Below are 16337 nucleotides of genomic sequence, written 5' to 3'. Positions count from 1 at the left end.
AATCGAACATTATACCCTATTGCCATGAATTACCGCCTTCCGCTCCCAGCCATTCTTCGATGGCCGCGCTGGAAATGGGACGGCTGAACAAATAGCCCTGGCCTTTGTCGCAGCCCTGCGCCGACACCACTGCCGCCTGCTGCGGCGTTTCGATCCCTTCCGCCACCGTGTTCATGCCCAGGCTGCGCGCCACCTTCACGGTGGCCTCGATCAGCACTTCGTGGTGCCGGCTGGTGGCCGCCAGCGTAATGAAGGAGCGGTCGATCTTCACCGTGTCCACCGGCAGCAGGTGCAGGCTGGAGAGCGAGGAATAGCCGGTGCCGAAATCGTCCAGCGCCAGTTTGATGCCCATGGCCTTCAGGCCGAGCAGCTGCGCCTGGATGTCCTGGCCCTGCGCGGCCAGGCTCTCGGTAATCTCCAGCTGCAGCTGTTCCGCCGCCATGCCGGTGGCGGTCAGGATCGCGGCCACTTTGCCGCACAGGTCCTGCTGGCTCAGCTGCGCGCGCGACAGGTTCACCGCGAGCAGGCGCGGGGCGCGTTCGCCCAGCAACGCCTGCCAGCGCACGAAGTCGCCGCAGGCCATGGCCAACACCTGCTCGCCGATGGCGTCGATCAGGCCGCAATCCTCGGCAATACCGATGAACTCCACCGGTCCCACCATGCCCCGCACCGGATGGCGCCAGCGCACCAGCGCTTCCACGCCAGCGGAGCGGTCGATCAGGCCGTCGGCCAGCAGCCCTACCACCGGCTGGTACACGGTGAACAATTCGCCGCGCTCGACCGCCAGGCGCAGGTCGGCTTCCAGGCCGCCGCGCAGCACCGCCTCCTCGCGCATGCGGCGCTGGAACAGCACGCAGCGCCCCCCGCCCTGGGCCTTCGCGGCCGCCACGGCGATGGCCGCGTCGCGCAGCAAGCCGTCGGCGTCCTGTCCGCCCTGCTCCAGCATCACGATGCCGATGCTGAAGGTGCAGGCCAGGTCGTGGTCCGCCACCCGGTAAGGCTTGCCCAGCCGGTCCAGCAGGCGGCTGCCGATGCGTTCGGCCGCGGCGGCATCGGGCAGGCCGTCCAGCAGTACCGCGAATTCGTCCCCGCCCACCCGCGCCGCCACCTCCGCCGCGCCTGCCGCCCCGGGAACGCGGCCGCTGCCGCGCACCGTGGCGCGCAAACGCTCGGCCACCAGCACCATCACCTGGTCGCCCACGTCGTTGCCGAAAGTAGCGTTGATGAGCCTGAACCGCTCCAGGCTGATGAACATGACCGCGCCGTGGTCGCCCGCCGTCAGGCGCGCCCGTTGCGCCATATTGCGCAGCAGATCGAGCGCACCTGCGCGGTTGGGCAGCCGGGTCAGCACGTCCACCCGGGCGGCGCTGGCCAGGCGGCTGGCCAGCGTGCGCTGTTCGCGCATCACCTCATGCGTCGCGTCCAGCAGCACCGCCATCAGCCGCCTGCCGTCCACCTTCAGCAGCCCAAGCGACAGCACCTCAGGCCCTTGCTGCGTGCGGCCCGCTTCCGCGCGCAGGCCGATACGCTTGCCTTCGCAGACCACGCCATGCTCGCCCACGAAGCCGGCGCACAGCTGCGGCAAGTCCGGCGCGTAAGGCTGCAGCACCTGGAACAGATTGCCCAGGTCGCCGTCCGGCGCGAGCGGCATCAGCAGCTGCGACGCCATGGGATTGAGCATCTCGATCTCGCCGCTATGCTGCAGCTGTATCAGCGCCACCGGGGCCCGGTACAGGAACTGGATCAGCGTTTCGTAGGCGTCGTCGCTCTCGGTGGCGGCCGCCGCAGGCTCGGTCATGTCGCGAATGATCATGCAATAGGCCGGCTCGCGCTCCCCCTGCCGGCCGCGCCCGGGCAGCGGCGAGATCATCGAGCTGGCCCAGAACTGGCTGCCGTCGGCGCGCCGCCGCAAGCCCTGGTCGAGCGTCCAGCCCTTGGCGTCCGCTTCGCGCAGGCCTTCCTGCTGTTGCCCGGGCGGGATACCGCCGGCGCAGAACAGTGTGTACGGCTGTCCCAGCGCGGCGGCGGCGTCGTAGCCGGTCACCCTGCCGATGCTTTCATTCCAGGACTCGATGCGCCCCAGCTGGTCCAGGCTGACCAGGGCATAGTCCGTGATCGTGTGCATGATGGCGTCCAGCCAGGCGCTGGTCTTGCGCAGCTGGCGCTCGCGCAGCTCGTGCGCGGTCACGTCGCTCAGCACCGCCATCAGGCGCCCGGCATCCAGCTTCAGCATGGTCAGCGACAGCACCTGCGGGCCATCGCCGGCGCCGCCCCCGCGCAGCTGGAGCCGGCTGGCATCGCACACCAGGCCGTGCGCCGGCGCGTAGGCCGCGCACTGCTGGCGCAACCCGGGCGCCACCGGCGCCAGCGCATCGAACAGGTTGGCCAGGGCGCCGTCCGCGCTGAGCGGCATCAGCAGCTGTGCCGAGAGCGGATTGAGCATCAGGATGGTGCCGTCGGCCGCGAGCTGCACCAGGCCCACCGGCGCCATGTACAGAAATTGCAGCAGCGCCTCGTGCTCCTGCTGGTCTTGCGCTGGCCCTTGCCCCTGCGCGCTCACAAGCGCTGTACCAGCACATAGGCCAGTTCGGCCTGCGGCGCGCACAGCAGCCGCAGCCGCACCTTGGTCGGCCGCATGCGCAGCGTCAGCACATACTGGATGATGTCGTCCAACGGCTCGCCGGTGTCGCGCGCGTCGTCGAAGCGCTGCGCCACAAGAAAATTATTCATGCAGGGTGCCACCACGCTGAACAGGTCCTGCTCCAGCACCCGCTCCGGACTCAGGCCGGCCGCCTGCGACTCGAACGTGTTGTAGCGCCGCACCTTGCCGTCCAGGCCGAACGCGATCACGCCGAAGCCGAGCGCGTTCAGCGCCGCATCGTCCATGCCCGCCAGCCGTCCGGCCAGGCCGGGTTCCTCGAAAGCTGCCTCTGCTTGCTTCATCATGCTCTCCAGCGCTTTGACGGATGGACACGGTTGACGGCTGCCCGACAACCGCCCGGCGCGGCGCGAAAAAAAACCCGGCGAGGCCGGGCTGGGTGTCACTTCTTGTCGGTGGGCGGAACAGGCATCACGAAGGGGAAGGCGCCGAACAGGTTTTTGCTCTGGTTCTGCATCTGCTCCTGCATCTGCACGAACAGGCTCTTGCTCTGGTCGATGTAGTTGTTCATCATGCCTTGCATCATCGGCCCCTGCACGTTCATGAACTGGGTCCACATTTCCGGGCTGAAGGGCTTGCCGTCCAGCGAGGCGCTGGTGAACTTGCGCTGGATGTCGGTGAAGGCTTCCACGTTCTTTTCCAGGTAGGAACCCATCATGCCCTGCATGGCGTGGCCGTAGTAGCGGATGATCTGCGCCAACACGCCGGTGGAGAACATCGGCACGCCGCTGGCCTCCTCTTCCAGGATGATCTGCAACAGGATGCTGCGGGTCAGATCTTCATTCGACTTGGCGTCGACCACCGTGAATTCTTCATTGTCCAGCACCAGCTGCTTGACGTCGGTCAGCGTGATGTAGGAGCTGGTCTGCGTGTCATACAGACGGCGATTGGGATATTTCTTGATCAAGCGTTCCGCATTTTTTTTTGCACTACTCATCACAAGTCCACGTATTGCGCCGCAGCGCGTTAATCCGAAAAAAAAGCGAACCAGGTTCGCTTTTTCACAAGCCTTATAGTCCTATTATAGAGTGAAAAAAACTCATCAGCACGTTCAGGTTTGTATCTTTCGTGTTTTATTGCAACGCAACCAGAAAGTTACTCCCGATCAGTCCGCTTTCATTTTCACGTAGCGGCCCGGCGCCGGCTCGATCGGCCGGTAGGTGGCATTGCCGGCCTGGGCTGGCGCGTTGACGTCCTTGCCGCCATGCTCGGCCAGGAATTTGGCCCACTCCGGCCACCAGCTGCCCGGCAGCTCGGTGGCGCCGCTCAGCCACGCTTCAGCGTCCGGACGCTTGGCCTTGGCTGTTTTCGGCGTCGCCTCGTCGTTGAGCCAGTAATTGCGCTTTTTCTTGGACGCCGGGTTGATCACGCCGGCAATGTGGCCGGACGCACCCAGCACGAAGCGGTTGGCCTTGGGCTTTTTCGGGTTCAGGATGCTCAGCGAGCTGTAAGCCGAGGTCCACGGCACGATGTGGTCATCGCGCGAAGCGTACACAAAAGCGGGCGCGTCGATGGCGGACAGGTCGACCTTTTCGCCGGCCACGGTCAGCTTGCCGGGCACCTTCAGGCTGTTTTCCAGGTAGGTGTTGCGCAGATACCAGCAGAACATGGGGCCCGGCAGGTTGGTGCTGTCGGAGTTCCAGTACAGCAGGTCGAACGGCACCGGCTCGTTGCCTTTCAGGTAGTTCGACTGCACGTAGTTCCACACCAGGTCGTTCGGACGCAGGCTGGAGAAGGTGGTGGCCAAATCGCGCCCCGGCATCAGCCCGCCGCTTTTCAGGGCCTGCTCGCGCAGCTGGACCTGGGTTTCGTCCACGAATACGTTCAGCACGCCCGTGTCGGCGAAGTCCAGGAAGGTGGTCAGCAGGGTCAGGCTGGCGGCCGGCTGCTCGCCGCGCGCGGCCAGCACGGCCAGCGCCGTGCTCACCAGGGTGCCGCCGACGCAGAAGCCGAAGGCATTGATCTTGTCCTGGCCGCTGATCTCCTTGACGATGCCGACCGCGTTGATGACGCCGCGTTCGACGTAGTCGTCCCAGCTCACTTTGCTCATGGACTGGTCCGGGTTGCGCCAGGATACCAGGAACACGGTGTTGCCCTGCTCTACCGCGTAGCGCACCACGGAATTTTCCGGCTGCAGGTCCAGGATGTAGAACTTGTTGATGCAAGGCGGCACCATCAGCAGCGGCCGCTCGTGCACCTTCTCGGTGGCGGGCGTGTACTGGATCAGCTGAAACAGCTCGTTTTCGTAGACCACCTGGCCGGGCGTGAGCGCCAGGTTGCGGCCCACTTCAAAGGCCGATTCGTCCGACAGCGAAATGTGGCCCTTCTGCATGTCGGCCAGCATATTGGCCAGGCCCTTGGTCAGGCTCTCGCCCTTGCTTTCCACCAGCTTTTGCTGGGCTTCCGGATTGGTTGCCAGGAAATTGGCGGGCGACATGGCGTCCACCACTTGCTGCACGGCGAAGCGGATTTTCTGCTTCTGGTGCGGCGCCGCCTCGATGGCGTCGGCCATGGCGGTTAAAAACTTGGCGTTAAGCAGGTATGATGCGGCATTGAAAGCGGTCACCGGGTTGCTTTGCCAGGCGGTCGAGGAGAAACGGCGGTCGCTCAGCGATGGCGCCTTGCCCGACAGGACTTCCTGCCAGAGGGCGCCGAATTGCGCGAGGTACTCGTTTTTCAGTTGCTCGATCGTGTCAGGCTTGATGGTGGCGCCCGCGTCGCGCAGGATAGCGCCCACCGGGTTGGACTGGGCGTCCGGCACCATGTTGAACCAGGATTGCCACTGGCCGGGATCGCTGAACTGCGACATCCAGCTGGAGGCAAAGGCTTGAGGATCGGGCAATTTCATGTTTAGTCCATAAAAAGAGTTTTTACCGAGACTGCTTATGCTGATTGTCGCTGTTGCGTGGATCTACGTCGTGCTGCTGATGGCCTTCACCGAACCGACGGTGGTGGCCGGCATCATGACATTCTCGCTGTATTGCGTGTTGCCATTGGGAATACTATTCTATTTAACGGGATCGGGCCGGCGCAAGCGTGCGCGCGCCGCCCGGGAACTCGCCACAAAACAGCAAGCGGGCCCCGAACGGCCACCCGAAGCCTAAGGCCTGCCGGCAGCAGCTCATTTGATCCAGATCAAAGTTGCCTGCCTTCCGGTCACGCCGTCGCGCCGGTAGGAATAGAACCGGCCCGAATTCGACACCGTGCAATATTCCCCGCCGGCCACACGGGTCACCCCGTCACGCCGCAGGATGCCGCGCGCCAGCGCGTACATGTCCGCCAGGTACTTGCCCGGCTTGCCCGCAATCGGCGCAAACGCGGCGCGCACCTGCGCGTCGGCCGCGTCCGCATCCTCGGCCTGGTGCGCCTGCTTCAGGAAGGCTTGCAGCACGTCGTTGCCCACTTCGAAGCGCACCGGCCCGATGGCCACGCCCAGCCAGGCCATGATGTCGCCCGCACCCGCCTCGCGCATGGCGCGCGTGGTTTCCTGCAGCACGCCGTTGGCCAGGCTGCGCCAGCCCGCATGCGCCGCGCCCACCACCGTGCCGGCGGTATCGCAGAACAGGACCGGCAGGCAGTCGGCCGTCAGGATAGCGCACACCGTGTTCGGTACGCGCGCGGTACTGGCGTCCGCCGTCGGTACCTGGCCGGGACGGACTTTGCCGGCGTCCACCACTTCCACGCCGTGCACCTGGTTCAGCCAGACCGGCTCGTCCGGCAATTCGGCCGCCAGCAGCGCGCGGTTCTGCGCCACATTGTGCGGCTGGTCGCCCACGTGGATGCCCAGATTGAGGCCGCCGCCGCCCTGGCCGTCGTCATACGGCGCGGGGCTGACCCCGCCGCGCCGCGTGGTGGCCAGCACGCCGATATTGGGCGGCAGGCCGGGCCAGTCGGGCAGCAGCCATTGGGTGGATTGCCGGGAGATGGCCATCAGTCGTCGTCGCCGTAGTCGAAGTCGTCTTCCTGATAGTCGTCCTCGATGTCGCCGCCCACGTCGTCCAGGCCCGGGTTGTGGATGCCTACCTGGTCCAGCAGCGCGGCAAAGTCATCCGCCAGCGGCACGCGCCATTCGCACGCGTCGCCGGTGGCCGGGTGGATCAGGCCCAGGCGGCGCGCCTGCAGCGCCTGGCGCGGGAAGAAGTGCGTCAGGTGCGGCTTGCCGTACACATAGTCGCCGATCAGCGGGAAGCCGAGATGGGCCATGTGGACACGGATCTGGTGGGTGCGGCCGGTGGACAGGCGGCACTGCACCAGGCTCACCGGACGCCCTTCCAGCACGCCCGATTCAATGCGCTCGTAGTGCGTGATGGCCGGCTTGGCGCCCAGGCCGGTGGACACGGCCATCTTCACGCGGTCCTTCTGGTGGCGGCCCATGGGCGCGTTGATGGTCCCGCCCGACTGCGGCGTGCCCCAGACCAGGCACCAGTATTCGCGCTTCACGGTGCGCGCCTGCAGCTGGCGCACCAGGTCGGTCTGCGCGGCCAGGGTCTTGCCCACCACCATCAGGCCGCTGGTATCCTTGTCCAGGCGGTGCACGATGCCGGCGCGCGGCACGCCGATCAGCTGCGGGCAGTGGTGCAGCAGGCCGTTCAGCAGCGTGCCGCTCCAGTTGCCGTTGCCGGGGTGGACCACCACGCCGGCCGCCTTGTTGACCACGATCAGGTGCTCGTCCTCATAGACGATGTCCAGTTCCATCTGTTCCGGCTTGTAGGCCTCGGTTTCCTGGTCCGGCTGCGGCAGGATGACCACTTTTTCGTCGCCATACACGGTGGCCTTGGTTTTGGAGGGCTTGCCGTCCACGGTAACGAAGCCGTCCTCGATCCACATCTGCAAGCGGCCGCGCGAATACTGCGGCACCAGCTTGGAGATGACTTTGTCGAGGCGTTCGCCGCACGCTTCGGGGCTCAATTCGAGTACGATAGGGGCCAGCGCGTCGGCGGCCTCGTCTTCGCCCAGGAATTCAGCATCAAAGTCGGCGTCTAATTCGTTATTAGTTAAAATCACAGCATTCCCATCGGCTATAATCAGCCAGTTGTACAATCTTGGTTAAACGTTCTTGCAAAACAACATGCAAAAAAAATATTCGGCTATCGCAGCAAAAGCAGCAGCAAAAGTAGCAGCAACCGCAGCAACATTCGCACTGCTTGGCCTTTCCGGCTGCAGCCTGCTGCCGGAAAAGGCAGATGAAACCAAAGGCTGGTCCGCTACGAAATTATACTCGGAGGCCAAGGAGGAATTGGCAGGCGGACACTACGAGCGTGCAATTCAGTTGTTTGAAAAGCTGGAATCGAGCTATCCGTTCGGTACGTACGCGGTGCAAGCCCAGATGGAAATTGCCTACGCCAACTACAAGGCGCAGGACCAGGCCCAGGCGCTGGCCGCCGTGGAGCGCTTCATCAAGCTGCACCCCAACCACGCCAACGTGGACTATATGTACTATCTGCGCGGCCTGATCAGTTTCAATGACCAGATCGGCTTCCTGAACTTCATCTACGAACAGGATCCCACCGAGCGCGATCCGAAAGCCACCCGCGAGGCCTTTGCTGCATTCAAGGCCCTGGTCGACAAGTTCCCGGACAGCCAGTATACGCCGGATGCGATCGACCGTATGAAGTATCTGATTAACGCCATGGCGTCGTACGAAGTGCACGTGGCGCGCTACTACTACCGCCGCGGCGCCTACCTGGCGGCCGTCAACCGCGCCATGGGCGTGATCAGCGACTACCGCGACTCGCCGTCGATCGAGGAAGCGCTGTTCATCATGATCCGCGGCTACGAGAAAATGGGCAATGTGCAACTGCACGACGACGCCCTGCGCGTGTTCAAGCAGAACTATCCGAACAGCAAGTTCCTGGACGAAGGCGTGAAAAAAGAGCGCCAGTGGTGGAAGCTCTGGGGTTGACGTGCGGCGGGTTACGGCCTGCGGCCTAACCCGCCCTGCGCGCCGTCCATATGTAGGGCGGGTTAGGCGGAACGCCGTAACCCGCCGGGCTCAGTCAGCGACCCGGCGCCGGAACACCCAGGTGCGCTCGTCCGAATCCCGCTTGTCGAAGGCATAGCCGTCCACGTCGAACGCCTTCAGCTTTTCAGGATTCGTAATATTCTTCACCGCCGCGTAGCGCGCCAGCAAGCCGCGCGCGCGCTTGGCGTAGAACGAAATAATCTTGTACTTGCCGTTCTTCCAGTCCTCGAACACGGGCGTAATGACCGGCATGCCCAGCCTGGCGCGCTTGACCGACTTAAAATATTCCTCCGACGCAAGATTGACCAGCACTTCGGCGCCCTGCGCTTCCGCCGTGCGGTTCAGTGCATCGGCGATGGTATCGCCCCAGAAGGTGTACAAATCCTTGCCGCGCGGCGTCGCCAGGCGCGTCCCCATCTCCAGCCGGTGCGGGTGGATCAGGTCCAGCGGGCGCAGCATGCCGTACAGGCCGGACAGGATACGCACGCGCTGCTGCGTGTAATCGAGCTGCTTGGGCGTGAGCGTGCGGGCGGCCAGGCCGTCGTACACGTCGCCGTTGAACGTCATCACGGCCTGGCGCGCTTCGGACGTATCCTTGGTCCAAGACGCATAGCGGGCCACGTTCAGCGTGGACAGCGCGTCGGAAATATCCATCAGCTCGCCGATTTCGGCCGGCGAATACTCGCGCAGGCGGTTGATCAGCTGCTCGGAATGGTCGAGAAAGTCGGGTTGGGTGTGCAGCTTGGTGGTGGGAGGCGTCTCCAGGTCGAGACTTTTGGCGGGCGAAAGCACTATCAGCATAAATTTAGAATACTTACTTCATATCAAGAACCGACATGATACCTGTTTCACCAAAACGCATCGTGCTGGACACCAATGTCTGCCTCGACCTGTTCGTCTTCAAGGATCCGCGCCGGGCCGCGCTGCTGCATGCCATCGAGAGCGGCGCCGTGGAAGCCATCACCCGCGCCGACTGCCGCGAGGAATACCTGGTGGTGCTGCACTACAAGCACCTGCCGCTGGACGACAACAGCAGGCCGCTGAGCGCGGCGCGCTTCGACCAGCTGATCAAGGTGGTGGCGCCGCCTGAATCCGGCGTGCGGCTGCCGGTCTGCACCGACCGCGACGACCAGAAATTCCTGGAGCTGGCGCGCGACGCCGGCGCCCACGTCCTGCTCACCAAGGACAAGGCGCTGCTGAAACTGGGCCGCCGCCTGGCTAAGGCCGGCATGTTCAAGGTGATGGTGCCGGAAGCGTGGTCGCTGGACGCGTGATGCCGGACGCTTGGCGTTCGACGTTTGACGCGGGCGCCAAAATATACCGGGCTTCCAAGCAACACCTAAGCACTCCGGCTGCGCTAGAATAAGCGAACGCCTCTACGCTCACGCCCTATGAACAGCCGTCAAAATCCGCCTGCAACGCCCATCCTGACCACCCGTTTGCCGGCAGTCGGCACCACCGTCTTCACCCGCATGTCCACGCTGGCCGCCGAGCATGGCGCGGTCAACCTGGGCCAGGGCTTCCCCGACTTCGCCTGCGAACCCAAACTGGTGGACATGGTGGCGGAGGCCATGCGCGCCGGATTCAACCAGTATCCCATGATGACCGGCGCGCCCGTGCTGCGCCAGGCCATCGTCGCCAAGATCGCCGCGCACTACGGCCACCTGTACGACGCCAACGCCGAAATCACCGTCACCGCCGGCGCCACGCAGGCGCTCACCACCGCCATCCTGTGCGCGGTCCACCCGGGCGACGAAGTGATCGTCATCGAACCCGCCTACGACAGCTACTTGCCCGCCATCGAGCTGGCCGGCGGCGTGGCGGTGCGGGTGCAGATGGAAGTGGGCGCCTCCGGCTACAGCGTGCCTTGGGACAAAGTGCAGGCCGCCGTCAACGGCAACACGCGCATGATCGTCATCAACACGCCGCACAACCCCACCGGCACGGTGCTGCGCGCGGCGGACATGGAAGCGCTGGCGGACATCGTCCGCGGCAGCAATGTGCTGATCTTGTCGGACGAAGTGTACGAACACATGGTCTACGACGGCCAGCGCCACGAATCGATCTGCCGCTATCCGGAGCTGGCCGCGCGCAGCTTCGTGGTGTCCAGCTTCGGCAAGACCTACCACGTCACCGGCTGGAAGATAGGCTACGTGGCCGCGCCGGCCGCGCTGATGGTGGAGTTCCGCAAGGTCCACCAGTACAACGTCTTCTCGATCAACACGCCCACGCAGCACGGCATCGCCAGCTACATGGCCGACCCGGCGCCCTACCAGGAGCTGCCGGCGTTCTACCAGCGCAAGCGCGACATCTTCCGCAACGGCCTGCAGGGCAGCCGCTTCGAGCTGCTGCCGGCCGACGGCACCTATTTCCAGTGCGTGCGCTACGGCGCCATTTCAGACATGCCCGAAGCGCAGTTCGCCGAATGGCTGACCACAGAGGTGAAGGTGGCGGCGATCCCGGTTTCTGCGTTTTACCAGCAAGGCAAGGAATCGGGCATTGTCCGCTTCTGCTTTGCGAAGAAGGACGACACCTTGGCCCTGGCGCTTCAGCGCCTGGCCAGCATATAAGAAGACAAGCGGCACGGGGACCATCATGAACCAGTACAGCAGTTTGAAAGACATTGTCCTGGGCGACAACACCAACCTTGCCATGGCGCGCCCCTCGGTGCTCAATGCGCTGAACAAGTCCAACCGCCGCCTGGAGAAGCTGCTGGCCGACCTGCGCAACGAGGCCAACGCGCAAAGCGAACTGCTGGCCATCGCGCGCGAAGTGATGATGGCCGTGGAGCTGAACAAGGACGTGGCGCTGGCCTGCATTTTCCTGAGCCAGATCGCCGGCACCTACGCGGTGCGCCACTGCATCGAGACCGCCATCGTGGCCACGCTGGTGGCGCAGCGCATGCGCAAGAGCCGTGACGAGATGCTGATTATCGCCGCCGCCGCGCTCACCATGAACGTGGGCATGCTGCGGCACCAGAACACCTTCAACAAGAGTTCCAGCCTCACCAGCGAGGAAATGTCCATCGTGCGGCGCCACCCGGAGGAAAGCGTGGGCCTGCTGCGCGACGCCGGGGTGGACGATGAAGAGTGGATCACCTGCGTGCTGATGCACCACGAGAACGACGACGGCACCGGCTACCCGGAAGGCCGCACCAGCGCGGACATCACCCAGAACGCGCGGCTGATCAGCCTGGCGGACCGCTACTGCGCCCAGGTATCGGCGCGCAACTACCGCTGCTCGGTGCTGCCAGACAAGGCGTTGAACAACCTGCTGGGCGATCCGGCGCGCGTCAGCGATCCCCAGCTGGCCGACCAGTTCATCAGCCAGATCGGCAAGTATCCACCGGGGGCGCTGGTCAGGCTGGCGAACGGCGAGGTGGGCGTGGTGATGCAGCGCGACGGCGGCGGAGAAATCCACATCCACTGCCTGCGCGACGCCGCCGGCAAATCGCTGCGCGACGCCAGCGGCTTGAGCCAGGCGCTGCGCCGCGCCAGCGATCCCGAGTGCGCGATCGCCGAAGTGCTCAGCGAAGACCAGGCCGACGTGCGCTTCAGCATGAAGCAGATCTGGGGCGAGCAGGCCAGCCTCTAACCCGCCCGCACCAAACGGCTTCGTAGGGCGGGTTAGCTGCGCAGCAGCGTAACCCGCCGGGCGTCACCGCAGCTGCTGCAGCTTGCGCTCAACAAAAGCCTGCAATTCCTGCGACAAGTTCCCACTATTCTTAGCGCGCGCAAACGCCTCCCGCGCCTCCGCATCGCGCTTATCCGCCAGCAGCGAAATCCCCAACCCCATCCACCACACGCCGTTCTGCGGCTGCAGGCGCAGCGCGGCCTGGTACTGCTCGGCCGCCTCGCGGTTACGCTGCGCGCGCTGCAAGGCGCCGGCCAGGAAAGCCAGATAATCGCCATTGCCGCCCGCATACGGCAAGCTGCGCTGCAGCGTTTCAATCGCAGGACCGCCCTTCTCTATCTGCAGGCGCGCCAGGATCATCGCCATCTGCGGCTGCTTCGGGTCCAGTCCCAGGCCGAACTGCAGATGCCGTATCGCCTCGTCATGGCGCTTGTTCTCGATCAGCAGGCCAACCAGTGTCTGGCGCGCCGTGTCATGGCGCGGGTACAGGAACACCGCCTGTTCCATGTTCGACAGCGCCTCCTGCACGCGGCCTTCCTGCAAGGCTGCCAGCCCGCGCCGGTAGGCATTCTCGCCCTGCTGCTGCGACGTGACGGTGACGCCGCCGGTGCCCGGCTGGGCCGCGATCTCGGTTGCCCGCGCCGGCCTGGCTTCCGCCTTCGCCGCGCGCTGCGTGGCGGCGTTGCCGCCCGCGCCGCCCGCACTGCCGGTGCCGGCTGCACGGCCCGCACGGCTTGCACTGTCTGCGCTGCTTGAACTACCAAGATTAACCGCGCCCACCGCCGCCAGGCGATCCGCCTCGGCCTTCGCCTGGCGCGCCTTCTGCCTGGCCGTTTTCAGCTCGGCAGCCAGTTCGGCGGATGTCTTCTCGTCCGCCTTGCGGCGCGATGGCCGGGGCGTAAAGGTGGCGGCGTTGTCGCCCGCGTCGGCAGCCACGGCGGCCGGCGGCGCCGGCATCGGACGGGCCACCGCCAGCAGCCGCGCCCTTGGCTGCGAGGCCGGCGCGGCCACGGTTGCGGGAGGGTTCGCGGCTGCGGCCAGGCCTGCACCGCCCTCCGCATTGACGACTGGCGCCGTGCCAGCGATGCCAGCGACGCCAGCGGAACTTGCAGTGCCAGCGGTGCCGGCCATGCCAGCCGCACCGGCATCCGCCGTCACCGCCGGCGCAACTGAGCGCGCGGGCGCCGCCGCAGCGGCCACCGGTCCGGAAGCGGCAGGCCGCTGGAGATAACGCCATCCCAGCCAGCCCCCGGCAGCCAGCAGCACCACGGCCAAGCCGGCGCCCGCAGCCAGCATGGCGCGCGGCGGCTGGCCGCTGCCGGTGACGGGCCGCATCTGCGGAACATTGCCTTGCCCGGATTGCGCGCCGCCGCGCGCATCCAGATCCTGCAGCATCTTGTTTATCAGGCTCATTTGATCAATGCCCAGGTTAATCCGCACGCCGCCAGCGCCAGCCCTGCCGCGCCGGCAAACCAGGGCCAGCGCGCGCGCGGCTCGGCCACCGTGTCGGACGCGGCCAGCGCCACGTGGCGCTTCTCCACTTGCTGCCGCCCCTCGCCATACGCCAGCATCAGCGCCTTGTGCGACATGATGTTCACCAGGCGCGGGATGCCGCCCGTGGCAGCATACAGCTTGCGCACCGCGCTGCGGCCGAACAGACGCCCGCCCGCATAACCGGCCACGCGCAGGCGGTGCGCCAGGTAATAGTCCAGGTCATCCCTGGACAACGCACCCAGATGGTAATGAAAGGTGATGCGCTGCGCCAGCTGGCGGATGGTCGGGCTTTCCAGGTGCGCGTTCAGCTCGGGCTGCCCGAACAGCACGATCTGCAGCAGCTTGCGCTTCTCCGTTTCCAGGTTGGTGAGCAGCCGCAGCGCCTCCAGGCTTTCCACCGGAATGGCCTGCGCCTCGTCCAGGCACAGCACCACCTGCTTGCCCTGCCCGGCCAATTCCAGCAGCCGGTAATTGATCGACTTGAGCAGCTGGTGCTGGTCCACATCGCGCGCCAGGGTGATTTCCAGTTCGTCCGCCAGGGCCAGCATCAGCGTGCGCGGCTCCAGGTAAGGATTAGGAATATAGGCGGTGACGAATTCCTCGCCCAGGGTGGCCAGGAATTTGCGGCACAACAGCGTCTTGCCGGTGCCCACCTCGCCGGTGATCTTGATGAACCCTTCGCCGCTTTTCGCCGCCACCAGCAGCGTGTTCAACGCTTCCTGCGAATGCGGGCTGGTGAAGAAAAAGCTGGTGTCCGGCGTGATGCTGAAAGGCACCTCGCGCAGGCCGAAGTGGGACTGGTACATTAGCGGCGCTCCGAAGGCCGGCGCGGGTCCAGCTTCTCGATGCGGCCGCTGGCGTCCTGCATGTCCTGGGTCCAGCTGGCGGCGCCGTCCACGATGGTGGGCTTGATCAGCACCACCAGTTCGCGCTTTTGCGTCTGCCGGTCGGTATTGCGGAACAGCGCGCCCACCACCGGCAGGTCGCCCGCGCCGGGCAGTTGCGAGCGGTCGTCGGTGGTGGACTGGCGCATCAGGCCGCCGATCGCCACGATCTGGCCGTCCTGGCCGCGCACCATGCTGTCCATCTCGGACGTGCTGGACGCCGCCAGCGGCAGGTTCAGCGAGCCGGCGCTGCCCAGGTTCACCACCTTGTTCACGGTGGTCACCTGGCTCACCGACGGGTGCACGTGCAGCATGATGTTGCCCTCGTCGTCGATCTGCGGCGTCACGTCCAGCACCACGCCGGAGAAGAACGGCTGCAGGGTCACGTTCGGGCTGGTGGTGTTGCCGGTGGCATTGGAATTGGTGGTGGTGCTCACGCCGGTCACATAGAACTCGTCCGTGCCGATCTTGAGCACGGCCTTCTGGTTGTTCATGGTGGCGATGCGCGGGCTGGACAGCACGTGCACCGAACCCTGCGACTCCAGGAAGGAAATCATGGCGGCGAAATTACTGGTCTGGAAGGCCAGGCCGAACAGCGAGCCGGCGTTATTGGCTGCGTTGGCCAGTGCAAAGCCCGTGCTGGCGGCCAAGCCGGCGCCGGTGGTCATGACGGGCGGCTGCCCTCCCTGGTAAGGCAACGGCTGCAACGCCGAGCCGGGCTGCAGGAAACCGGCCGACACGCGGTTGTCGTGCCCGGTCTTGAACGAGGCGAAGGAGGCCCAGTTGATGCCGCTCTGGAAGCCGCTGTTGAGCTGCACTTCCAGGATCTTCGCCTCCAGGATAACTTGCCGTTCAACGGCAAGCTGCGTCGCTTTCAGGTACTGGTCCACATTGCGCAACTGCTCCGGCATGGCGCGCACCACGATCACGCCGGACTGCGGGCTGATCACCAGGCTGCGGCCCTCGCCCGTGCCGCCCATCAGCGCGGTCAGCGCTTCCTTCAGGTCGGCCCAGAAATTGTTGTCGGAGGTGGTGGTGACGTTGCTGGCGTCTTCCTGCGTCTGCTGCAGCTGGTTGCCCTGCTGCTGCGGCTGCGGAACATTGTTCTGCCCGCTGTTGCCGCTGCTGCCGGTCTGGCCGGACGTTGTGGCCCCCACCGAGCCCACCGAGGTGGACGATACACGCACATTGGAACTGCCCTTGCGGTTCGAAGTCAGGTAGTTCACCTTGAACATGCGGGTCTGCATGGTCAGCGGGCGGATGTAGATGCGGGTGCCTTCGACCTTGTAGTCGTAGCCGTACAGCTCGCGGATCGCGTCCAGCGCTTCGAACAGCGTCACGTCCTTCAAGTGGGCGGTGATGGTGCCGCTCACGTCGGGGTGAATCAGCATGTTGTAGCGGGTGCCGGCCACGATGGAGTTGAAGAACTGCTGCACCGGTACCTGGTTGAAGGCCACGTTGAAGCGTTCATCCAGCACGGCGCGCGCTTTCGGCAGCTGGGCCGCCAGCGCGGGCAGCGGCGGGATCAGCGCCGATTCCACCGCGTCCGGCGCAGCCGCCTGCTTGGGCGACTTGGCGGCCGCTTGCCGCACTTCCTTGCTGATTTCCTCATAGGTGTCGCGTTTCGCGGCGGTCTGGCTCTGGCAAGCCGCCAGGCTGGCGGCGGCGCCCACGGCGCAAGCGATATGTATGAGTTTTTGCATGT

At 65.3% G+C, this 16337-nt stretch carries 15 protein-coding genes; 5 read left to right on the top strand and 10 right to left on the bottom strand.

The features are described from left to right. Positions 1–16: 16 nt before the first annotated feature. The 4 genes from ASC94_RS00485 to phaC form a co-directional block, all read right to left on the bottom strand. Positions 17–2560 carry a bifunctional diguanylate cyclase/phosphodiesterase gene (locus ASC94_RS00485; protein ID WP_229417120.1) on the bottom strand — a complete coding sequence of 848 codons (2544 nt, stop codon included), beginning with the start codon at positions 2558–2560 and terminating at the stop codon, positions 17–19. Then, the gene (locus ASC94_RS00480; protein ID WP_056389163.1) at positions 2557–2946 is read right to left on the bottom strand and encodes a PAS domain-containing protein; all 390 of its coding nucleotides are present in this window, start codon (positions 2944–2946) and stop codon (positions 2557–2559) included. Before ASC94_RS00480 ends, ASC94_RS00485 begins: the two co-directional genes overlap by 4 nt. Positions 2947–3041: 95 nt before the next feature. After that, complete coding sequence (gene phaR / locus ASC94_RS00475) at positions 3042–3596, bottom strand: polyhydroxyalkanoate synthesis repressor PhaR (RefSeq protein ID WP_056389160.1); 555 nt, start codon at positions 3594–3596, stop codon at positions 3042–3044. 168 nt (positions 3597–3764) lie between these two features. Then, a complete protein-coding gene (gene phaC / locus ASC94_RS00470) occupies positions 3765–5507 on the bottom strand; it encodes a class I poly(R)-hydroxyalkanoic acid synthase (protein WP_056389157.1) in 1743 nt (580 codons plus the stop codon). A gap of 37 nt (positions 5508–5544) precedes the next feature. Between phaC and ASC94_RS00465 the strand changes: the two genes are divergently transcribed. After that, on the top strand, positions 5545–5763 hold the full coding sequence (locus tag ASC94_RS00465) for a hypothetical protein (protein WP_056389154.1): 219 nt from the start codon (positions 5545–5547) through the stop codon (positions 5761–5763). A 17-nt stretch (positions 5764–5780) separates the two neighbouring features. Here the strand turns inward: ASC94_RS00465 and pgeF are convergent, their stop codons facing one another. Both pgeF and ASC94_RS00455 read right to left on the bottom strand, forming a co-directional pair. Further along, positions 5781–6590 (bottom strand): peptidoglycan editing factor PgeF, encoded by an 810-nt coding sequence (gene pgeF, locus ASC94_RS00460; protein ID WP_056389152.1) that lies wholly within the window; start codon positions 6588–6590, stop codon positions 5781–5783. Further along, on the bottom strand, positions 6590–7663 hold the full coding sequence (locus tag ASC94_RS00455) for an RluA family pseudouridine synthase (protein WP_229417119.1): 1074 nt from the start codon (positions 7661–7663) through the stop codon (positions 6590–6592). The genes pgeF and ASC94_RS00455 overlap by 1 nt, the downstream gene beginning before the upstream one ends. 64 nt (positions 7664–7727) lie before the next feature. Here ASC94_RS00455 and ASC94_RS00450 point away from each other — a divergent pair, with 64 nt between their 5' ends. After that, positions 7728–8561, top strand: coding sequence for an outer membrane protein assembly factor BamD (locus ASC94_RS00450; protein ID WP_082615974.1), 834 nt, complete (start codon positions 7728–7730; stop codon positions 8559–8561). A 90-nt stretch (positions 8562–8651) separates the two neighbouring features. Here ASC94_RS00450 and yaaA read toward each other — a convergent pair whose 3' ends face one another. After that, positions 8652–9422: a peroxide stress protein YaaA gene (gene yaaA, locus ASC94_RS00445; protein WP_056389148.1), complete on the bottom strand. Its 771-nt coding sequence runs from the start codon at positions 9420–9422 to the stop codon at positions 8652–8654. 35 nt (positions 9423–9457) lie between these two features. Between yaaA and ASC94_RS00440 the strand changes: the two genes are divergently transcribed. The 3 genes from ASC94_RS00440 (at position 9458) to ASC94_RS00430 (ending at position 12215) form a co-directional block, all read left to right on the top strand. After that, positions 9458–9895, top strand: coding sequence for a putative toxin-antitoxin system toxin component, PIN family (locus ASC94_RS00440; protein WP_056389146.1), 438 nt, complete (start codon positions 9458–9460; stop codon positions 9893–9895). A gap of 117 nt (positions 9896–10012) precedes the next feature. Beyond that, positions 10013–11191 carry a pyridoxal phosphate-dependent aminotransferase gene (locus tag ASC94_RS00435; protein WP_056389142.1) on the top strand — a complete coding sequence of 393 codons (1179 nt, stop codon included), beginning with the start codon at positions 10013–10015 and terminating at the stop codon, positions 11189–11191. 25 nt (positions 11192–11216) lie between these two features. Then, positions 11217–12215 (top strand): HD-GYP domain-containing protein, encoded by a 999-nt coding sequence (locus ASC94_RS00430; RefSeq protein ID WP_082615973.1) that lies wholly within the window; start codon positions 11217–11219, stop codon positions 12213–12215. Between the two features lie 63 nt (positions 12216–12278). On the opposite strand, the gene ASC94_RS00425 is transcribed toward ASC94_RS00430, so the two are convergent. From ASC94_RS00425 to mshL, 3 genes are read right to left on the bottom strand one after another with little or no spacing between them, the layout of a single operon-like run. After that, positions 12279–13667, bottom strand: coding sequence for a tetratricopeptide repeat protein (locus ASC94_RS00425; RefSeq protein ID WP_056389139.1), 1389 nt, complete (start codon positions 13665–13667; stop codon positions 12279–12281). Continuing rightward, the gene (locus ASC94_RS00420) at positions 13664–14554 is read right to left on the bottom strand and encodes an ExeA family protein (RefSeq protein WP_056389136.1); all 891 of its coding nucleotides are present in this window, start codon (positions 14552–14554) and stop codon (positions 13664–13666) included. The genes ASC94_RS00425 and ASC94_RS00420 overlap by 4 nt, the downstream gene beginning before the upstream one ends. Then, entirely contained in the window at positions 14554–16335 is a 1782-nt protein-coding gene (gene mshL / locus ASC94_RS00415; protein WP_056389133.1) for a pilus (MSHA type) biogenesis protein MshL, read from the bottom strand. Before mshL ends, ASC94_RS00420 begins: the two co-directional genes overlap by 1 nt. Positions 16336–16337 lie beyond the last annotated feature (2 nt).

This window comes from Massilia sp. Root418, from assembly GCF_001425265.1.
In the GTDB taxonomy this organism is placed as follows: domain Bacteria; phylum Pseudomonadota; class Gammaproteobacteria; order Burkholderiales; family Burkholderiaceae_D; genus Rugamonas.
This window is presented reverse-complemented; position numbering and strand designations above follow the sequence as displayed.

What these genes read in the sequence shown, in the direction of transcription:
- ASC94_RS00480 (WP_056389163.1), bottom strand. Translation starts at nt 2,946, where the DNA reads ATGATGAAGCAAGCAGAGGCAGCTTTCGAGGAACCCGGCCTGGCCGGA.
- phaR (WP_056389160.1), bottom strand. Translation starts at nt 3,596, where the DNA reads ATGAGTAGTGCAAAAAAAAATGCGGAACGCTTGATCAAGAAATATCCC.
- phaC (WP_056389157.1), bottom strand. Translation starts at nt 5,507, where the DNA reads ATGAAATTGCCCGATCCTCAAGCCTTTGCCTCCAGCTGGATGTCGCAG.
- ASC94_RS00465 (WP_056389154.1), top strand. Translation starts at nt 5,545, where the DNA reads ATGCTGATTGTCGCTGTTGCGTGGATCTACGTCGTGCTGCTGATGGCC.
- pgeF (WP_056389152.1), bottom strand. Translation starts at nt 6,590, where the DNA reads ATGGCCATCTCCCGGCAATCCACCCAATGGCTGCTGCCCGACTGGCCC.
- ASC94_RS00450 (WP_082615974.1), top strand. Translation starts at nt 7,728, where the DNA reads ATGCAAAAAAAATATTCGGCTATCGCAGCAAAAGCAGCAGCAAAAGTA.
- yaaA (WP_056389148.1), bottom strand. Translation starts at nt 9,422, where the DNA reads ATGCTGATAGTGCTTTCGCCCGCCAAAAGTCTCGACCTGGAGACGCCT.
- ASC94_RS00440 (WP_056389146.1), top strand. Translation starts at nt 9,458, where the DNA reads ATGATACCTGTTTCACCAAAACGCATCGTGCTGGACACCAATGTCTGC.
- ASC94_RS00435 (WP_056389142.1), top strand. Translation starts at nt 10,013, where the DNA reads ATGAACAGCCGTCAAAATCCGCCTGCAACGCCCATCCTGACCACCCGT.
- ASC94_RS00430 (WP_082615973.1), top strand. Translation starts at nt 11,217, where the DNA reads ATGAACCAGTACAGCAGTTTGAAAGACATTGTCCTGGGCGACAACACC.
- ASC94_RS00425 (WP_056389139.1), bottom strand. Translation starts at nt 13,667, where the DNA reads ATGAGCCTGATAAACAAGATGCTGCAGGATCTGGATGCGCGCGGCGGC.
- ASC94_RS00420 (WP_056389136.1), bottom strand. Translation starts at nt 14,554, where the DNA reads ATGTACCAGTCCCACTTCGGCCTGCGCGAGGTGCCTTTCAGCATCACG.
- mshL (WP_056389133.1), bottom strand. Translation starts at nt 16,335, where the DNA reads ATGCAAAAACTCATACATATCGCTTGCGCCGTGGGCGCCGCCGCCAGC.